This window comes from Castellaniella sp. FW104-7C03, from assembly GCF_040276085.1.
Taxonomy (GTDB): Bacteria; Pseudomonadota; Gammaproteobacteria; order Burkholderiales; family Burkholderiaceae_B; genus Castellaniella.
Genome location: NZ_JBELOK010000008.1, coordinates 144318 through 161024 on the forward strand (window position 1 = coordinate 144318; position 16707 = coordinate 161024).

Consider the following 16707-nt stretch of genomic DNA (forward strand, 5'->3'; position numbering starts at 1 on the left):
CACTCCCTCTGAGGACTATTTTGTGCCTGATTCATCCGAGCGGCTTGGGTTGAACACACTCAAGAGGAATGCCCGGATGTCGTCGATCTCTTGCGGATGCAGCCCATGGGGCATCGGATACGTGTGCCACTGCACCGGTTGATTCTGGCTTAGCAGCAAGTCGCGGCTGGTTTCGGCGAAGCTGATTGGGATCACTGGATCTTGCGTGCCATGAGCCATAAACACGGGGGTGTCTGCGTTGGCTGGATGGCGTTCTGCTGCCGTGGTGTTGCGCAGGGGCAGATAACCCGACAGGGCAATCAGGCCGGCCAGGCGGCGATCCAGGCGCAGCCCGGTGTAAAGCGCCATGGCACACCCTTGCGAGAACCCCGCTAGAACAATGTTCTCCCGGGGAATGCCGCGTTCGGCCTCGCGCGTGATCAATGCATTGATGCTGCGTCGCGTTGCGCGGATGCCGTCGATATCTTCACGGGTATCGCGATTTACGCCGTAGGCGTCGTACCAGGCGCGCATGGGCATGCCTTGGTTGAGTGTCACCGGGCGCACGGGGGCATGTGGAAACACATAGCGGATGGCGGGGAGGTCGGGGTGGCTGAGTTCGGGCACGATGGGGGCGAAATCGTGGCCATCAGCCCCCAGGCCGTGCAGCCAGATGATGCTGTGTGTGGGTTCGTCGCCCGTGGTGCGTTCAATGGTTTCGAGTTCAGTATCCATCGGCTTGTTTGTCCTCAAAGTCGATCTGTTTCAGGGTCTGGAACAATGCCCGGTAATGCTTGCGGACAGGCTCTTGGCCAGGGTTGCGGGCAAGGTTGTCTTTGGCCTCCTTGCGGGCGGCCCGGATTTGGTTGCGCAGTGCCTGGATATCCAACTGCGGAAACGATTGCAGGAGTTCGGTCAGTGCTTCGTCGCTCTCCAGCAGGCGGTCGCGCAGCGCTTCGAGGCGGTGCATGGATTGTGTTTGTTCGCGGGATCCGTTGGCCCATTCGGCCAGTTGCCGCCGCAGGGCCGTGGCGTCGGCATGGCGCAGCAACTTGCCCACATAATGGGTTTGCCGCCGCCGTCCCTCGTGCGCATGGATGCGTTGCGCTAGGGCAATCGCATCGCGTAGAGAGTCATCCAGCGGCAACTGGGCCAACCGTGCGGCGGGCAATTCGATCAGCTCTCGTCCAAGATCAAGCAGGGCGTGGAGGTCGCGTTTAACCTGGGATTTGCTGGGCGGCCGCTCGTCGCGGGTGGATTCTTCGTCCTGAAGGCGTTCGACCATGGGTTCAAGCATAAAATGGTGTCAATTGGCTATGATAACCGTCCTGACCCCGGCAGATTGCGTATGAACTCCCCCACCTCTGATCAATTCCTGGATATTCCCGCCCAGCAGGCACAGTTTCGTCAACTGATTACCGACGCATTACGATACGCGGTAAAGGTGGGTGCGTCTGATGCTGTCGCCGAGATCTCCGAAAGTCGCGGGCTTTCTGTGGCGGTGCGCCACCGCACGCTGGAAACCATCGAGCAAACCCGAGACCGTTCTCTGGCGATTACGGTATTTGCCGGCCAGCGCCGGGGGGCGGCCTCCACTTCAGATTTCTCTGCCGATGCTATCCAGAAAGCCGTGCAGGCGGCCTGGCATATCGCCCGGCATACCGCTGAAGACCCCGCCGCCGGCTTGCCCGAAGCCGAGCAACTGGCCTCGCATTATCCAGATCTGGATTTGCATCATCCCTGGGATATTTCTGTGGACGATGCGGCCAAGATGGCGATTCAGGCCGAGCGCGCCGCGATTTCTACCAGCAAGCAGATCACCAATACCGAAGGCGCATCGCTGGATACTTCCGAGGGCCACTTTGTATTGGGTAACTCGCGTGGTTTTCTGGGTGGCTACCCGTATTCGCGACATAGCCTGTCGGTTGCGCCCATTGCCGGCACGGGTGATGGTATGCAGCGGGACTACTGGTATACCTCGGCACGCCGTGCGCAGGATCTTGCCGCGCCAGCCCAGGTAGGCCGTTACGCAGCCCAGCGCGCACTGTCCCGGCTTCATGCCCGCAGCCTTAAAACCGGCCGTTATCCGGTCTTGTTCGAAGCGCCGCTAGCCGTGGGCCTGCTGGGTGCTCTGGTACAGGCCACCAGTGGTGGCGCCTTGTACCGCAAAGCCAGTTTTTTGCTCGACAGCCTGGGTAAGCCAGTGCTGGCAGATCATCTGGATGTGGTCGAGAACCCCTATATCCCGGGTGCCATGGGCAGCTCTCCCTTTGACGCCGAAGGCGTGCGTGTTCAGGCACGTCAGGTGGTAGATCAAGGCATCCTCACGGGTTATTTCTTGTCTACCTACACGGCACGCAAGCTTGGCCTGGCCACCACTGGCAACGCCGGCGGCTCGCATAACCTCAGCCTGCGCTCACGGGCAACTCAGGTGGGCGATGATCTGGCTACCATGCTGCGCAAAATGGGCACAGGCCTTCTGGTTACCGAACTCATCGGTCAAGGCGTCAATTACGTCACAGGTGATTATTCGCGCGGTGCCTTTGGCTATTGGGTGCAAGATGGTGTCATCCAGCATCCTGTGCACGAAATCACCATCGCTGGCAATCTGGCAGAGATGTTCAGGCAGGTGGTGGCAGTGGGCGCCGATGTTCATGTGCGCGGTGCAAAATCCACCGGTTCCATCCTGATCGAACAAATGGCTGTTGCAGGCCAATAAGGCTTACGCAGCTGCAGATACACGGTGTAATATCGCAGGATTACTGCATCTCATAACAAACAGGAGATCTTTCATCATGCAGCGTCGTGCATTTCTCAAAAAGGCCGGGCTGGGTGCTGTTGCCGGTACCGCCACTGTCGCAGTCCCTGCCATCGCGCAGACCACGCCCCAGCTCAACTGGAAGATGACGTCCACGTATTCGTCTGCGACGCCGGCCCTGTTCTCAACCGCGCAGCTGTTCTGCAGCATGGTCAAAGACCTCACCGACGGCAATTTCAATATCCGTCTGTATCCGGTGGGCGAGCTCGTCCCCGGCTTTGGCGTCATGGATGCAGTCGGTAACCGCACCGTCGAGTGCGGCCAGACGGCTTCGTATTACTACTATGGCAAAAACCCGGCGTTTTGCTTTGATACCGCGGTGCCCTTCGGGCTTAACGTGCGCCAGATGAACGCCTGGATGCAAGAGGGCGATGGCCTCAAGCTGATGCGCGAGCTCTTCGCACCCCGTGGCATCGTCAATTTCCCCTTTGGCAACACCGGCACCCAGATGGGCGGCTGGTATCGCAAAGAAATCAAAACGCCCGACGACTTGAAAGGCCTCAAAATGCGCACGGCCGGCTTTGCCGGCGAAGTCCTGTCGCGCATGGGCGTGGTACCTCAGCAAATTGCCACGGGTGATATCTATCCGGCCCTCGAAAAAGGCGCCCTGGATGCGGTCGAATTCGTCGGGCCTGTCGACGACGAGAAACTCGGCTTCCAGAAAGTGGCCAAGTATTACTACTATCCGGGTTGGTGGGAAGGCTCTGCCCAGGTGTCGCTGTACGTCAACGACAAAGCCTATGCCGAACTCCCCAAAAGCTATCAGGCCGCCATTCAGGTAGCCTCACGGGCAGCCGCCAACCACCTGGTTGAGTACTACGACAACAACAATCCGGATGCCTTGCGTCGCCTGATTGCCGGTGGTGCCACACTCAAGAGCTTCCCGCGTGAAGTCATGGACGCTTCCTTCAAAGCCTCTGCTGAGGTGTACAAAGAGTTCTGCGACAAAGACGCGGGCTTCAAGAAAATCTTCGACAACTACATGGCTTTCCGCGATAACGTGGTGCCCTGGTTCCGTGTCGCCGAAGGCTCGTTTGATAATTACCTGGGTGCTGCCCTGGCGCGCCAGAAAAAATAATCTGGCTGGCCAGGCTAAATGCCTGGTCGCAAACCCTCTGGCTGGCGGGTACAAGCTTCGCCACCAGAGGGTTTTTTATTTGCATGGTTTGTGCTGGCACACGCCGCTGTGTACAATGGTGGGATTTTCGTTTGCATTCATCTTTGTACGGGCCACCAGATGTCTTTGCATATATGCACCGTTTTTAGCGGGCATCCTTGCAGGTATCTGGCCAATAAGGCCCAGACAAAAAAGCGAAAATTTTTCATTTCTCTTAATCAGGAACACCATCATGAAGACCTTTGTGGCCAAGCCGCATGAAGTCAAGCGTGACTGGTTTGTGATCGACGCCAAGGGCAAGGTCCTCGGCCGTGTGGCCAGCGAAGTCGCACGCCGTCTGCGTGGCAAGCACAAACCCGAATTCACGCCGCACGTTGATACGGGCGATTACATCGTCGTCATCAATGCTGCCGATATCGTTGTCACCGGCGCCAAGGCGCAAGACAAACGCTACTATCGTCACTCTACGTACCCGGGTGGCATTACCGAAACCAACTTCCAGAAAATGCAACAGCGTTTTCCGGGTCGTGCCCTGCAGAAAGCCGTCAAAGGCATGCTGCCCAAGGGCCCGTTGGGCTACGCCATGGCTAAAAAGCTGAAAGTCTATGCCGGTGCCGAGCACCCGCATACTGCTCAGCAGCCGCAACCCCTGGACTTCTGAGGATAGGCCGCTATGATCGGTAATTGGAATTACGGCACTGGCCGCCGCAAAACTTCGGTGGCACGGGTGTTTCTCAAAAAAGGTACGGGCAAGATCATCGTCAACGGCCTTCCCGTCGACGAATACTTCGCCCGCGAAACCGGCCGCATGGTTGTGCGTCAGCCTCTGGCGCTCACCAACCACCTCGAGTCCTTCGACTTCCACGTCAATGTGCACGGTGGTGGCGAATCCGGCCAGGCAGGTGCAGTGCGTCACGGTATTACCCGCGCCCTGATCGAATATGATGAAACCCTGAAATCCTCGCTCAAACAAGCTGGGTTTGTTACCCGCGACGCCCGCGAAGTCGAGCGTAAAAAGGTTGGTTTCCACAAAGCCCGTCGTCGCAAGCAGTTCAGCAAACGCTGATTTCGCTTTGCAGGCGTCTCTGGCGCCCGGCGATCCCAAAAACCCAGGCCATGTGCCTGGGTTTTTGCTTGGTGGACATGTCATAATTTAAATTGCCTCCGGCACCTGGCGGCGTTTTTGCCGTGTCGCAGGCAGGCTTTCGTTTTTCAGACAGGACATCCGCATGAGCACACACACCACAGCACCCATCAAGGCCGGCATCGTCGGTGGCACCGGTTATACCGGGGTCGAGCTCCTGCGCCTGTTGTCGCAGCATCCCAATGTGCAGTTGCACGCCATTACCTCGCGCAAAGAGTCCGGCATGCCGGTGGCCGATATGTTTCCCAATCTGCGCGGCCATGTCAATTTGTGCTTTCAAACCCCCGAAGAAGCCGCCCTTGATCAGTGTGATGTGGTGTTTTTTGCCACCCCGCATGGTGTGGCCATGGAGCAAGCCCCGGCATTGCTGCAACATGACGTCAAGGTCATCGACCTTGCCGCCGATTTTCGCCTGCAGGATGTCGATACGTTTCAGCAGTGGTACAAAATGCCGCACAGTTGTCCCACGGTACTGCGCGATGCCGTGTACGGCTTGCCCGAGCTCGACCGAGACCGCATCCGCCAGGCGCGCGTCGTGGGCAATCCTGGGTGCTATCCCACAACGGTGTTGCTGGGCCTGGCACCTGTGCTGCAGGCGGGGCACTCGTTGGTGGATGTGAACCACATCATTGCCGATTCCAAGTCCGGGGTTTCAGGCGCCGGCCGCAAAACCCAAGTGGGCTCGCTGTTTTCCGAAGCATCCGATAACTTTGCCGCCTATGGCGTTGCCGGGCACCGGCACCATCCCGAGATCTCCGAGTGCCTTACCCGTATTGCGGGCCAGCCGGTTGGGCTAACCTTTGTGCCGCATCTGGTGCCAATGATCCGCGGGATGTTCTCTACCCTGTATCTGCGCATTTTGCCCGACGCCCTCGAGACGGATTTTCAGGCGCTGTACCAAGAGCGCTACGCCAACGAGCCTTTTGTTGACGTCATGCCAGCCGGCAGCCTGCCTCAGACGCGCTCGGTGCGGGCCTCCAATATGCTGCGCATTGCCGTGCATCGGCCTGCAGGTGGCGACACCCTGGTGGTGCTGGTGGTGCAGGATAATCTGGTCAAGGGGGCTGCAGGCCAGGCCGTGCAAAACATGAACCTCATGTTCAATTTCCCAGAAACCACCGGGCTGCAACAGGTGGCGGTTCTGCCCTAGAGGCCTGTCATGACACCTTATCCTTCTCAAAGGCACGGGATGCGGCACTGGTTTCTGAGGATGCTGAAACTTGGCTTGGCCATGCTGCTTGCGTTTTTGGCAGGCGCTGCGGCCATGCATCTGGGTATGCATGCAGATGACCAAGACCACATGCAAGCGATGCAAACCCAGTTGGCCACTCAGCAGGCTGATCTTAACCAGGCGCGTGCCGATTTGGCTACGGCGCATAACCAGGCGGATGTGCAGGCAGGTACCCAGCGTGCCTTGCAGGATTCCCTGACCAATCTGCAAACGCAGCTGTCTCAGGTACGAGACCAGCTCTCTTTTTACGAACAACTCATCCCACCCGGCCCTGCGGGTACACTGACGATTCGTGCCCTGGATATTCAGCCTGATGGCGAGTTTCTGCGCTATCGGGTGTTGCTCACGCGCAATGCAGAAGCCGGGGCCGAGTCCTTCAAAGGCCGCATGCGCTTTGTGGCCCAGGCCGTGCAACAGGGTAAAATCGTTAAAATAGATCTTAATCCCGCGCAGGCAGAGGGCGGTGACGCCACGCCTGCAGAGCCCGCCGATGCCTTGAGCCTGGTGTTTGATCAGTTTCAGCGCAGTACCGGGGTTCTGCAGATGCCCAGCCAGGTGCAGATACGCTCTGTGCGCCTCGAAATCCTCGAAGGTGACACCGTGCGTGCTACCCAAGATGTTGCTTTAAATCGCACGGGCAATCCCGTGCAGGAGTCCCAGCCATGATGTCCGCAGATCACGTCAATCTCGATGTCCCGCCCAGCCCATTGGTTTTTACAGATGCCGCGGTGGCAAAAGTACGCGAGCTCATGTCCGAAGAAAACAATACCGCCCTCAAGTTGCGCGTGTTTGTGCAGGGGGGTGGCTGTTCCGGGTTTCAGTACGGGTTCACCTTTGACGAAGACATCGCCGAAGACGACACCACCATCGAGCGCGATGGCGTTCAGTTGCTGGTTGATGCCATGAGCTTTCAATACCTGGTGGGATCCGAGATCGATTACAAAGACGATCTCGAAGGCTCGCAATTTGTGATTCGCAACCCCAATGCCAACACCACCTGTGGTTGCGGTTCTTCGTTTGCCCCCTGATTAAACGGGGTACAGACATCCGGCAATGGTGGCCTTGGGCGCACCGGTAACTGCCGGCAGACACGCAGCGTAACCGCATAGGTGTGCGTGGGCCAGCCAGGCAAATGCCAGGGCTTCAACCGATTGCACCGGCACGCCGAGCGCCTGGGTGGTTTCCAGCGAGCAGGGCAGGGCTTGTGCCAACGTGTGCATCAGATGTGTGTTTAGCGCACCACCGCCGCAAACCAGCACCTCTTGGGTGTCTGGCGCGTATTGCTCGATGGCCTGCCTGATTGTTTCTACCGAAAACTGCAACAACGTAGCCTGTACGTCTTTGTCGGTGATTGCCTGCGGTGATGCCTGCAGGTGAGTGCGCAGCCAGGCTAGATTGAAAAGATCACGGCCAGTTGATTTGGGAGGTGGCAGATCAAGCCAGGGTTCTGCCATCAACGATGTCAGCAGCTGTGGGTTGCATTGGCCGCTGGCGGCCCAGGCGCCGTCCTTGTCAAACAAAACGCCCAGGTGCTGCTGGGCCCATGCGTCCATCAGCATATTGGCCGGGCCGGTATCAAAGCCGCGCACTGGCGCACTCAGCACAGTAAGGTTGGCGATACCGCCAAGATTCAGGATCACCCGGCCTGGTTTATTGCCAAACTGCGCTGCATGAAAAGCCGGCACCAAAGGGGCGCCTTGGCCACCCGCCGCCACGTCGCGGCTGCGAAAATCTGCCACCACTGCAATGCCGGTTCGCTCTACCAGGCGTGCAGGCGCATTGATCTGAACGGTGTAGCCGGATTCTGGCGCGTGCCGAACTGTTTGCCCGTGTGCACCAATGGCATGGATGGCAGCGGCCGGCAAGCCTGTATCCTGCAGCAAGGTGACAACGATGCTGGCGTAGCAGTCTGCCAGCGTGTTGGCTGCCTGGGCGGCCCGGGCCAGCTCATCGTGGCCGGTAGTGTTCAGGGCCAGAAGGTTGTCGCGCAGAGTCTCCGGCAAAGGCAGGCTGGCGCTGGCCAGTATCTGCATGCCGGTAACGGAATTTTGTGCGGGATCGGGCGAGGAGGAGATCTGTGCCAGTACACCGTCGATGCCGTCGGTGCTGGTACCTGACATCAGGCCGATATAGTAGCCATCCATCGGCTGGATCATGTTGAATACCCTTGAAGGGCCTGGCAGGCCGGCCCTGGTGCGGGCTGGCTCCAAAAATAACCAGCCCTGGAATAACTAGCGGGAGGCCACCTGGATGCGGCTGTCTTGCAGCTTGGCCAGCATTTGCATCTGGGGCTGATAACGGGCGACCAGTGTCTGGAACGATTTCTTATCGGCGGCTTCGAGGGGGCGGGCGACAGGGAGATCAACTGCCAGAGGATCGACCGGCCGGTTATTGATGCGGAATTCGTAGTGCAGGTGAGGCCCGGTGGCCCAGCCTGTTTGGCCTACGTAGCCGATCAGTTGCCCTTGCTGGATATGGTCGCCTTTTTTGATGCCTTTGGCAAAGCGGCTTTGGTGTGCGTACAGCGTGGAATACGGGCCAAAGTTTTTTAGGATGATGACATTGCCATATCCGTTTTGCTTGCCGATAAAGGCTACCGTGCCATCGGCTGTGGCGTGGATGGGTGTGCCGGAAGCTGCGGCGTAATCCACCCCTTTGTGGCCTGCCCAATGCTTGTGGACGGGATGCATGCGCATCCCGAACCGGGAGCTGATCCGGGTAAATTTGATGGCGGTGCGTAAAAATGCACCCTTTAGGCTGGCACCCGAAAAATCGTAGTAGCTTGCCTGGCCTTGGCCGTTTTTAAACCAGACGGCACTATATGTTTTGCCTTTGTTGATGAACTCGAGTGCGCGGATTTGCCCGGAGCCGACTTCTTCGCCATCGTGCATGTAGGTGTCGTACACCACACGGAAGCGGTCTCCCTTGCGGAGGTCTTTAAGGAAGTCGATGCGGCTGCCGAGAATATCAACCATCTGCAGGGTAACGGCATCCGGCAGCCCGGCGTCGTCGGCAGCGCCAAACAAAGAACTACTGATCTCACCCTCGGCGACCCGGGTTTCCTGTACGGCGGCAGTGGTGCGCTCTTGGGCGGTGAAGTCTCCCTGCTTGTCGGGGCTGATTTCGAGCCAGGCCGACTGAACCCCTGATTTGACGCTGGAGCCTGGGGTGTGTGCATAGCGCAACCACACCATATCGCCTGCGTCGTTGAGTGCTGCCTGCACCGTACGGCCGGGGTACAGCTTGTAGATGGATCGTGCGTTTTTGTCGTGCGTAAGAAACGCCAGCAGGCCGTCTTCGTGGACACCCAGGCGATTAAGCAGGTCGGAGACAGTGTCTCCGCGGCGGATGCGTGTGGATGCCACATAGGGGGCGGCATCGTGTTCATCCAGGGCTCCCATGGGAGGGAGATCCAGCGTTTGCCGGGCCTGGAACACAGGTTCTGGGGGAGCGGAGGGCTTGACGACTGCCAGTGCGGCAGCGGTGAGGAAAAGGCCACCCGCGGCAAACAGCAAACTACGGGTGATATGGCGGTGACGGTGTGTCTGGTGGGCGTCAGGCATCATGGGCAAAAGAGAATTTGGAGGGTCTGTGTGCGAGGCACCGTTATCCTGCTGCAGGCGGTCGCGCAAAAAAAGGTATTGCTGCGGGCCTTGCTGACAGGTAACCCCGGCAAGCAGCTCTGCTAATATGGGCGCTCTTGAGGGTTCGGGTCTTGTTGTGTTGTACAGAAGCTGCGACGGCACGTTATGCTAGCGCATTAATCCCGATTTTTCGAGCATTTTTTTAATTTTTCTGATAAAGCCAGTATCATGTCGTCCCCCAGCGCCCCTGAAGACCCCCAGATTACGCACGATCTGCGTGTGGCTCAGCGCGGCTGCGACGAGCTTCTCGTTGCCTCCGAATTTGCCACCAAGCTTGCGCGCAGTCACGCAACCGGCACACCTTTGCGCATCAAACTTGGGCTTGATCCCACCGCGCCAGATATCCATCTGGGCCATACGGTGGTGCTCAATAAAATGCGCCAGTTACAAGATCTCGGTCATACCGTCATTTTTTTGATCGGTGATTTCACCGCGCAAATTGGTGATCCCAGTGGGCGCAATGCCACCCGGCCGCCGCTTACCCCAGAGCAAATTCAGGAAAACGCCAAAACGTATTATGCCCAGGCCAGCCTGGTACTGGATCCTGCCCGTACCGAGATCCGCTATAACTCCGAGTGGTGTGATGCATTGGGCTCTCGTGGCCTGATCCAGCTGGCTTCGCGTTATACGGTGGCCCGCATGATGGAGCGCGACGATTTCACGCGTCGCTTCAAGGGCGGTGTGCCTATCTCTGTGCACGAATTCCTCTACCCTTTGTTGCAGGGATACGATTCGGTTGCGCTGAAGGCCGACCTCGAACTCGGCGGCACCGACCAAAAGTTCAATCTTCTGGTTGGACGCGAGCTGCAAAAAGAATATGGCCAGGAGCCCCAATGCATCCTCACGATGCCGCTGCTCGAAGGCACTGACGGCGTCGAGAAAATGTCCAAGTCCAAGGGCAATTACATTGGCATCTCCGAGGCGCCAGACTCTATGTTTGGCAAGTTGATGTCTATCTCGGACACCCTGATGTGGCGCTATTTTGAGCTCCTGTCGTTTCGGTCCCTCGAAGACATCGCCGTCCTGCAGGCAGAAATCACGGCGGGACGCAATCCGCGGGACGCCAAGGTTATGCTGGCGCAAGAAATCGTTGATCGCTTCCACGGCACAGGCAAGGGCGCCCAGTCGCTCCAGAACTTCAATGCCCAGTTTCGGGATGGCGCCATCCCCGAGAACCTGCAAGAAATCACGGTGGGCGCTGCGCCTATGGGTATTCTTAAAGTGCTGCGCGAGTCCGGGTTGGCAGCGTCTGCCTCCGAAGCCCAGCGCAACATCCAGCAAGGTGGCGTGCGCATCGATGGCGATCGAATCGAAGACAAATCCTTGCAGCTTCCAGCCGGTACGTATGTCATGCAGGTTGGCAAGCGCAAGTTTGCCCGGGTTACCCTGACCTAGGCTGTTTTTTCCGGAGGGCCCATGAAACTGCACAGTAACTCCTTTCCCGATCAGGGGATCATGCCCGAACGCAATGCTTTTGGGCGCATCGATCCGCAGTCCCATATCGCTCTGGCGGGTAACAATAATCCGCATCTGGCCTGGTCTGACGTGCCCGAAGGGGTGGGCTCGTTTGTGGTGCTGGCAGTCGACCCCGACGTGCCCAGTCGTCCCGATGATGTCAATCAGCCAGGCCGTGAGGTCCCCGCCGATTTGCCGCGCACCGATTTTTATCACTGGGTGCTGGTGGATATTGCACCAGACGTCCGCACCCTGGCTGAAGGCAGTTATGGCGCAGGTATTACACCTCGTGGCAAGGCGGGGCCCCTGGCCCTGGATAACACCCGGCAGGGGCTCAATGGCTATACCCAGTGGTTTGCTGCCGATCGCGACATGAACGGCGACTACTTCGGCTACGACGGCCCGTGCCCACCCTGGAACGACGCGCTGGTGCACCGGTATGTGTTTACGGTCTATGCCCTGGATATTGCCGAACTCCCAATCTCCGGGCGCTTCGGCGGTGCAGAAGTCCTGGCCGCCATGCAGGGCCATATCCTGGATCAGGCATCGATCACCGGAACCTACACGCTCAATCCTCGCCTGCATGCGCTGTAAGCGGCGTGCTTCGCGCTAGAATGATTTGATTTCCTGCACGTGCTTGCGCGCAGGCCCCTTTTATTCCTCGTCTCCAGGATCATTCATGTTTGTCCGCTCCCGCACCCTTGACCAGGCTGATCCCGCTATCTGGGCTGCCATTCAACAAGAAAATGTCCGCCAAGAACAGCACATCGAACTCATCGCATCCGAAAACTACGCCAGCCCCGCAGTCATGCAGGCACAGGGCACCCAGCTTACCAACAAGTACGCTGAAGGCTACCCCGGCAAGCGGTACTACGGCGGTTGCGAATTTGTCGACGTGGTCGAGCAACTGGCCATCGATCGGGTGAAAGAGATCTTTGGCGCCGAATGCGCCAACGTGCAGCCCAACTCAGGCTCGCAGGCCAATCAGGGTGTCTACATGGCGGTGCTCAAGCCCGGTGATACGGTGCTGGGCATGAGCCTGGCAGAGGGTGGTCACCTTACCCACGGGTCGCCTGTCAACGCATCAGGAAAGCTTTACGATTTCCACTCCTATGGCCTGGATGCCAACGAGGTTCTGGACTACGACAAGCTCGAAGAACTCGCTCGCACGCTCAAACCCAAGCTGATTGTTGGGGGCGCTTCTGCCTACGCCTTGCGCATTGATTTCGAACGCATGGCCCGCATCGCGCACGATAATGGTGCCCTGTTCATGGTGGATATCGCCCACTACGCCGGCCTGGTGGCTGGTGGGGTGTATCCCAATCCCGTGCCACATGCCGATTTTGTCACCACCACCACCCACAAATCGCTGCGTGGGCCGCGGGGTGGCGTCATTCTGATGAAATCCGAGTTCGAAAAAATCATCAATTCGGCAATCTTCCCGGGTATCCAGGGCGGGCCGCTGATGCACGTGATTGCAGCCAAGGCAGTCGCCTTTGGCGAAGCCCTGCAACCCGAGTTCAAGGCTTATGCCGCCCAGGTGGCTACCAACGCACAGGTATTGGCAAACACGCTGGTCAAGCGTGGCCTGCGGATTGTGTCCGGGCGCACTGAAAGCCATGTCATGCTGGTTGATCTCCGTGCCAAGGGCATCACCGGCAAGCTGGCCGAGGCAGTCTTGGGCGAAGCACACATCACGGTCAATAAAAACGCCATCCCCAACGACCCCGAAAAGCCTTTTGTCACTAGTGGCATTCGCCTGGGTACCCCGGCCATGACCACTCGTGGTTTCAAAGAAGCCGAAGCCGAGCTTACCGGTAACCTGATTGCCGATGTGCTGGACAATCCTCAGGATGCCGAGAACATCGCTCGAGTGCGTGGGCGGGTTCACGAGCTCACCACCCGATTACCTGTGTACCGCTAAAACAGGACGGGCGCCGAAAGGCGCCCGAAACGCCCATGAAGTGCCCGTTTTGCAGCTGCGCTGACACCCAGGTGGTAGATTCGCGAGTCTCCGAAGAAGGCGACACCATTCGTCGCCGGCGGCGCTGCACTGCCTGTGATCGGCGTTTCACCACCTACGAGCGCGTCGATCTCATGATGCCGGCCGTTGTTAAGCGCAATGGCACCCGGGCTGACTTTGACCCATCAAAATTGCACGCCAGCATGGCGCTGGCGTTGCGCAAGCGGCCTGTCAGTGCGCTGGCGCTGGACGCAGCCGTCGTGCGTATCCAAGAAAAACTTCTCACCAGCGGCAAGCGCGAGGTCCCATCCGACCACATCGGCGAGCTTGTCATGGCCGAGCTCCGGCAGCTCGACCAAGTGGCCTATGTGCGGTTTGCATCCGTGTACCGCAGCTTCGAAGACATCCGTGAGTTCGTCCATACGATCGATGAATTCAAGGGACACGACCATGGCCCCAGCTGATTCGTCCGGCCAGTACACCGAAGATCACCGTTGGATGCGCCGTGCACTGACGGTCGCCGAGCAGGCCTTGTTTGTCAGCCATCCTAATCCTCGGGTGGGGTGTGTACTGGTGCGCGACGGCCATTGGCTGGTCGAAGGCAGCACCCAGCAGGCAGGCGGACGCCACGCCGAGGCACAAGCCCTTTGGCTGGCCCAACAGCAAAACATCGATGTGCGCGGTGCCACCGCGTATGTCACCCTCGAGCCCTGCAGCCATCAGGGGCGTACGCCGCCCTGTGCGGATGCGCTGGTGGCTGCTGGCATCTCGCGCGTTGTGGTGGGGATGCAGGATCCCAATCCTCAGGTGGCCGGACAGGGGATTGCACACCTGCAGGCCGCGGGCGTCGCCGTACAAACAGGCCTGTTGGCCGAAGAAGTACTGGCGCAAAATCCGGGGTTTTGTGCCCGCATGACGCGGGGCACACCCTGGGTGTGGCTGAAATCCGCCGCCTCATTCGATGGCCGTACGGCACTGGCCGATGGACGATCTCAGTGGATCACCGGTGATGTGGCCCGCGCAGATGGCCATTGCTGGCGTGCACGCGCCGGCATGGTGCTTACCGGCATTGGCACAGTACTGGCAGACAATCCGCTGCTGGATGTCCGGGCTGTATCTACGCCCCGCCAGCCTGTGCGGGCGGTGCTCGACACCCAGTTCATCATCTCCGAGCAAGCCCGTTTGTTCAACGGCGATCCCGTTTGGGTATTCACTGCCCGCGCAGACGCGGGCAAGGCGGCGCGCCTGGCCAGCCGTAATGTACGGGTGATCGTCTTGCCCACGGCCCCAAATGGCGGGCTAGACCTTGCCGCCCTGTTTCGCTGGGCTGGTAATAACGAAATCAATGAAGTCCATGTCGAAGCCGGCGCCCGGCTGCAGGGCGCGCTGGTGGCCGGTGGGCATGTCGACGAGTGGGTGGCGTATATGGCGCCCAGCGTGGTGGGCGATGGCCAAAGCCTGGCCGCGTTGCCAGAGCCACTGACGTCTCTGGATCATGCCTACCGGTTTCAGTTTCTCGATGCCCAACCCATGGGTGCCGATTTGCGCCTTAGATTGCGCCATCCCGGCCACTGGCAGGCACTGCGCCTGGCCTGCGGCCTGACAGATCGCCCGGCCTGAGCCCCGGTCAACCTCAATTCTCTCGTGGATCAGACATCATGTTTACAGGTATTGTTGCTGCGCTTGGTCGTATTACTGAAGTTCGCCCGCTAGGAGACTCCGAAACCGCCGGTGTCCGTCTTGTGGTTGAAGCCGGCAACCTGCCTTTGCAACGTGCCCGGTTGGGCGATTCAATCGCAATACAGGGTGCCTGCATGACAGTGGTTGCCCTGCATGAAGGTGCTTTCGAGGTGGATGTCTCGCGCGAGAGCCTGGCGCGCACGTGTGGCCTGGATGCTGAAGGTGAAGTCAATCTCGAGCACGCCCTGCGCCTGGGCGACAGCCTGGACGGCCATCTGGTATCCGGGCATGTCGATGGCGTGGGCAAGGTTACCCGGCTGGATCCCGTCGGAGAATCGATTGAATTTCGTCTGCTGGTGCCGGCGCATTTGTCGCAATATGTGGCTTACAAGGGCTCGCTAACTGTTAACGGCGTAAGCCTTACGGTGAACCAGGTGATCGATGACGAGCAGGGTGCGGAGGTTTCGATCAACCTGATCCCGCACACCTTGCAAATGACCACCTTGCGGCTACTTGAGGTGGGCAGCCTGGTCAATCTGGAGATCGACATGCTGGCCCGGTACGTTGAGCGCATGGTGGGCCATATGCAACACCCCAGCGCCCCGCACTAAGCAAGGCGCTTATTGCCCCAGGCTTTCGCGTTCCATCACCAGGTACTGGCCAAAGGCATTGAGGCGGTTGGCTTCGTTAAAGGCTGGGTAGTCCTTGAACCGGCTCCAGTCGGTGTTTTTGTAGGCGGTTTCAAAGTCGGTCATGTTTTCAACCGCGTCGCCCATGGTTTTGCGCAAGTACAGCAGGTAATTGCGGGTAAGTTGCATGTCCTTGACCGTGTCCGTAGATGCCATGCCATGGCCGGGGATCACCATCACGGGGTTCAAGTCCAGCATGCGATCCATGGCTTTCAGCCAGGCTTTGCTGTCTGCGTCACTCACGTAGGGAATCCGTCCCGAGAAATACAGATCACCGGAAAACAGCACACGGTCGTTCTCGACGTACAGCATGATGTCGCCCGACGAGTGTGCACCGGCCATGTTGATCAGCTGAAATTTCACGTCGCCCATCTCAAACTGGATGGTGTCGCCGTGGGCGAAATCCAGCCAGCGATCTGCCGGAGTGAGGACAGTTTGCTCGTTTACCCAGGGCGAGAGGTCGGCGCGGCGCTGTGCCAGGCGCTCTTGGGTTTCACCTTCGTCGGCCAGGATGGCCTGCCCGCTTTCGTGCGCCCAGATCTCGACCCCCGCGGCTTTAAAGGCCTGTAAGCCGTAGTAGTGGTCGGCATGATAGTGGCTGACGATGACGTGTTTTACTGGTTGGTCGGTCACCTTGGCGATAGCATCCAGCATGGCCTGTCCCAGGGCCGGCGTGCCCAGCGAATCAAATGCCACCACACCATCCGGGGTGATCACAAACCCGGCGTTGGACATGAACGCTTTGTTTGCCCGTGTGGCCATGCCGCTGACGCCCTGGAAGTAATAGACATGCTCGCTGGCCTTGATGGGGGTGAGGGAGATGGTTTCGCTGGCCGCGCGGGCTGGGCCCGCTGCCAGAAAGCCGATGCTGCTTGTGATCAGGAGAGCGATGTACAAAAACCGTGTCATGTTGCGTGCCTTTAGGTGTTACAGCGTGCTGGCTGGGGTTTGCCCGTTATTCCATTTTTGGCTAATTTCATGCATGAT

18 protein-coding genes are annotated in these 16707 nt (G+C 58.9%); 13 read left to right on the forward strand and 5 right to left on the reverse strand.

What is annotated here, in order from left to right; genetic code table 11:
- Window positions 1-15: 15 nt before the first annotated feature.
- Both ABS758_RS11125 and yjgA read right to left on the reverse strand, forming a co-directional pair.
- A complete protein-coding gene (locus ABS758_RS11125) occupies window positions 16-714 on the reverse strand; it encodes an alpha/beta hydrolase (RefSeq protein WP_350382787.1) in 699 nt (232 codons plus the stop codon).
- Entirely contained in the window at window positions 704-1276 is a 573-nt protein-coding gene (gene yjgA / locus ABS758_RS11130) for a ribosome biogenesis factor YjgA (protein ID WP_350382788.1), read from the reverse strand. Before yjgA ends, ABS758_RS11125 begins: the two co-directional genes overlap by 11 nt.
- A gap of 51 nt (window positions 1277-1327) precedes the next feature.
- On the opposite strand from yjgA, the gene pmbA reads away from it, so the two are divergent.
- From pmbA to erpA, 7 genes are all read left to right on the forward strand, one after another.
- On the forward strand, window positions 1328-2698 hold the full coding sequence (gene pmbA / locus ABS758_RS11135) for a metalloprotease PmbA (RefSeq protein WP_350382790.1): 1371 nt from the start codon (window positions 1328-1330) through the stop codon (window positions 2696-2698).
- 76 nt (window positions 2699-2774) lie between these two features.
- Complete coding sequence (locus ABS758_RS11140; RefSeq protein ID WP_350382791.1) at window positions 2775-3875, forward strand: TRAP transporter substrate-binding protein; 1101 nt, start codon at window positions 2775-2777, stop codon at window positions 3873-3875.
- A 271-nt stretch (window positions 3876-4146) separates the two neighbouring features.
- A complete protein-coding gene (gene rplM, locus ABS758_RS11145; protein WP_043685031.1) occupies window positions 4147-4575 on the forward strand; it encodes a 50S ribosomal protein L13 in 429 nt (142 codons plus the stop codon).
- A 12-nt stretch (window positions 4576-4587) separates the two neighbouring features.
- On the forward strand, window positions 4588-4980 hold the full coding sequence (gene rpsI / locus ABS758_RS11150; RefSeq protein WP_350382792.1) for a 30S ribosomal protein S9: 393 nt from the start codon (window positions 4588-4590) through the stop codon (window positions 4978-4980).
- A gap of 163 nt (window positions 4981-5143) precedes the next feature.
- Window positions 5144-6208: an N-acetyl-gamma-glutamyl-phosphate reductase gene (argC, locus tag ABS758_RS11155; protein ID WP_350382794.1), complete on the forward strand. Its 1065-nt coding sequence runs from the start codon at window positions 5144-5146 to the stop codon at window positions 6206-6208.
- Between the two features lie 60 nt (window positions 6209-6268).
- The gene (locus ABS758_RS11160) at window positions 6269-6955 is read left to right on the forward strand and encodes a DUF6776 family protein (protein WP_350382796.1); all 687 of its coding nucleotides are present in this window, start codon (window positions 6269-6271) and stop codon (window positions 6953-6955) included.
- Window positions 6955-7317 carry an iron-sulfur cluster insertion protein ErpA gene (gene erpA / locus ABS758_RS11165; protein WP_350382845.1) on the forward strand — a complete coding sequence of 121 codons (363 nt, stop codon included), beginning with the start codon at window positions 6955-6957 and terminating at the stop codon, window positions 7315-7317. Before ABS758_RS11160 ends, erpA begins: the two co-directional genes overlap by 1 nt.
- Here erpA and ABS758_RS11170 read toward each other — a convergent pair whose 3' ends face one another.
- Together ABS758_RS11170 and ABS758_RS11175 are read right to left on the reverse strand one after the other, a co-directional pair.
- A complete protein-coding gene (locus ABS758_RS11170; RefSeq protein ID WP_350382798.1) occupies window positions 7318-8445 on the reverse strand; it encodes an anhydro-N-acetylmuramic acid kinase in 1128 nt (375 codons plus the stop codon).
- A gap of 75 nt (window positions 8446-8520) precedes the next feature.
- Window positions 8521-10035, reverse strand: coding sequence for a M23 family metallopeptidase (locus ABS758_RS11175; protein ID WP_350382799.1), 1515 nt, complete (start codon window positions 10033-10035; stop codon window positions 8521-8523).
- Between the two features lie 66 nt (window positions 10036-10101).
- Between ABS758_RS11175 and tyrS the strand changes: the two genes are divergently transcribed.
- The 6 genes from tyrS to ABS758_RS11205 all read left to right on the forward strand — a co-directional run bounded on the left by tyrS (window position 10102) and on the right by ABS758_RS11205 (window position 15642).
- A complete protein-coding gene (tyrS, locus tag ABS758_RS11180) occupies window positions 10102-11328 on the forward strand; it encodes a tyrosine--tRNA ligase (RefSeq protein ID WP_350382800.1) in 1227 nt (408 codons plus the stop codon).
- Window positions 11329-11349: 21 nt separating this feature from the next.
- On the forward strand, window positions 11350-11982 hold the full coding sequence (locus tag ABS758_RS11185; protein ID WP_350382802.1) for a YbhB/YbcL family Raf kinase inhibitor-like protein: 633 nt from the start codon (window positions 11350-11352) through the stop codon (window positions 11980-11982).
- A gap of 85 nt (window positions 11983-12067) precedes the next feature.
- Window positions 12068-13312: a serine hydroxymethyltransferase gene (glyA, locus tag ABS758_RS11190; protein ID WP_350382804.1), complete on the forward strand. Its 1245-nt coding sequence runs from the start codon at window positions 12068-12070 to the stop codon at window positions 13310-13312.
- 35 nt (window positions 13313-13347) lie between these two features.
- Window positions 13348-13815: a transcriptional regulator NrdR gene (nrdR, locus tag ABS758_RS11195; RefSeq protein ID WP_350382806.1), complete on the forward strand. Its 468-nt coding sequence runs from the start codon at window positions 13348-13350 to the stop codon at window positions 13813-13815.
- A complete protein-coding gene (ribD, locus tag ABS758_RS11200) occupies window positions 13802-14971 on the forward strand; it encodes a bifunctional diaminohydroxyphosphoribosylaminopyrimidine deaminase/5-amino-6-(5-phosphoribosylamino)uracil reductase RibD (protein WP_350382807.1) in 1170 nt (389 codons plus the stop codon). The genes nrdR and ribD overlap by 14 nt, the downstream gene beginning before the upstream one ends.
- 38 nt (window positions 14972-15009) lie before the next feature.
- Window positions 15010-15642, forward strand: coding sequence for a riboflavin synthase (locus ABS758_RS11205; protein ID WP_350382808.1), 633 nt, complete (start codon window positions 15010-15012; stop codon window positions 15640-15642).
- A 9-nt stretch (window positions 15643-15651) separates the two neighbouring features.
- On the opposite strand, the gene ABS758_RS11210 is transcribed toward ABS758_RS11205, so the two are convergent.
- Window positions 15652-16629, reverse strand: coding sequence for an MBL fold metallo-hydrolase (locus tag ABS758_RS11210; protein WP_350382809.1), 978 nt, complete (start codon window positions 16627-16629; stop codon window positions 15652-15654).
- Between the last annotated feature and the right edge of the window lie 78 nt (window positions 16630-16707).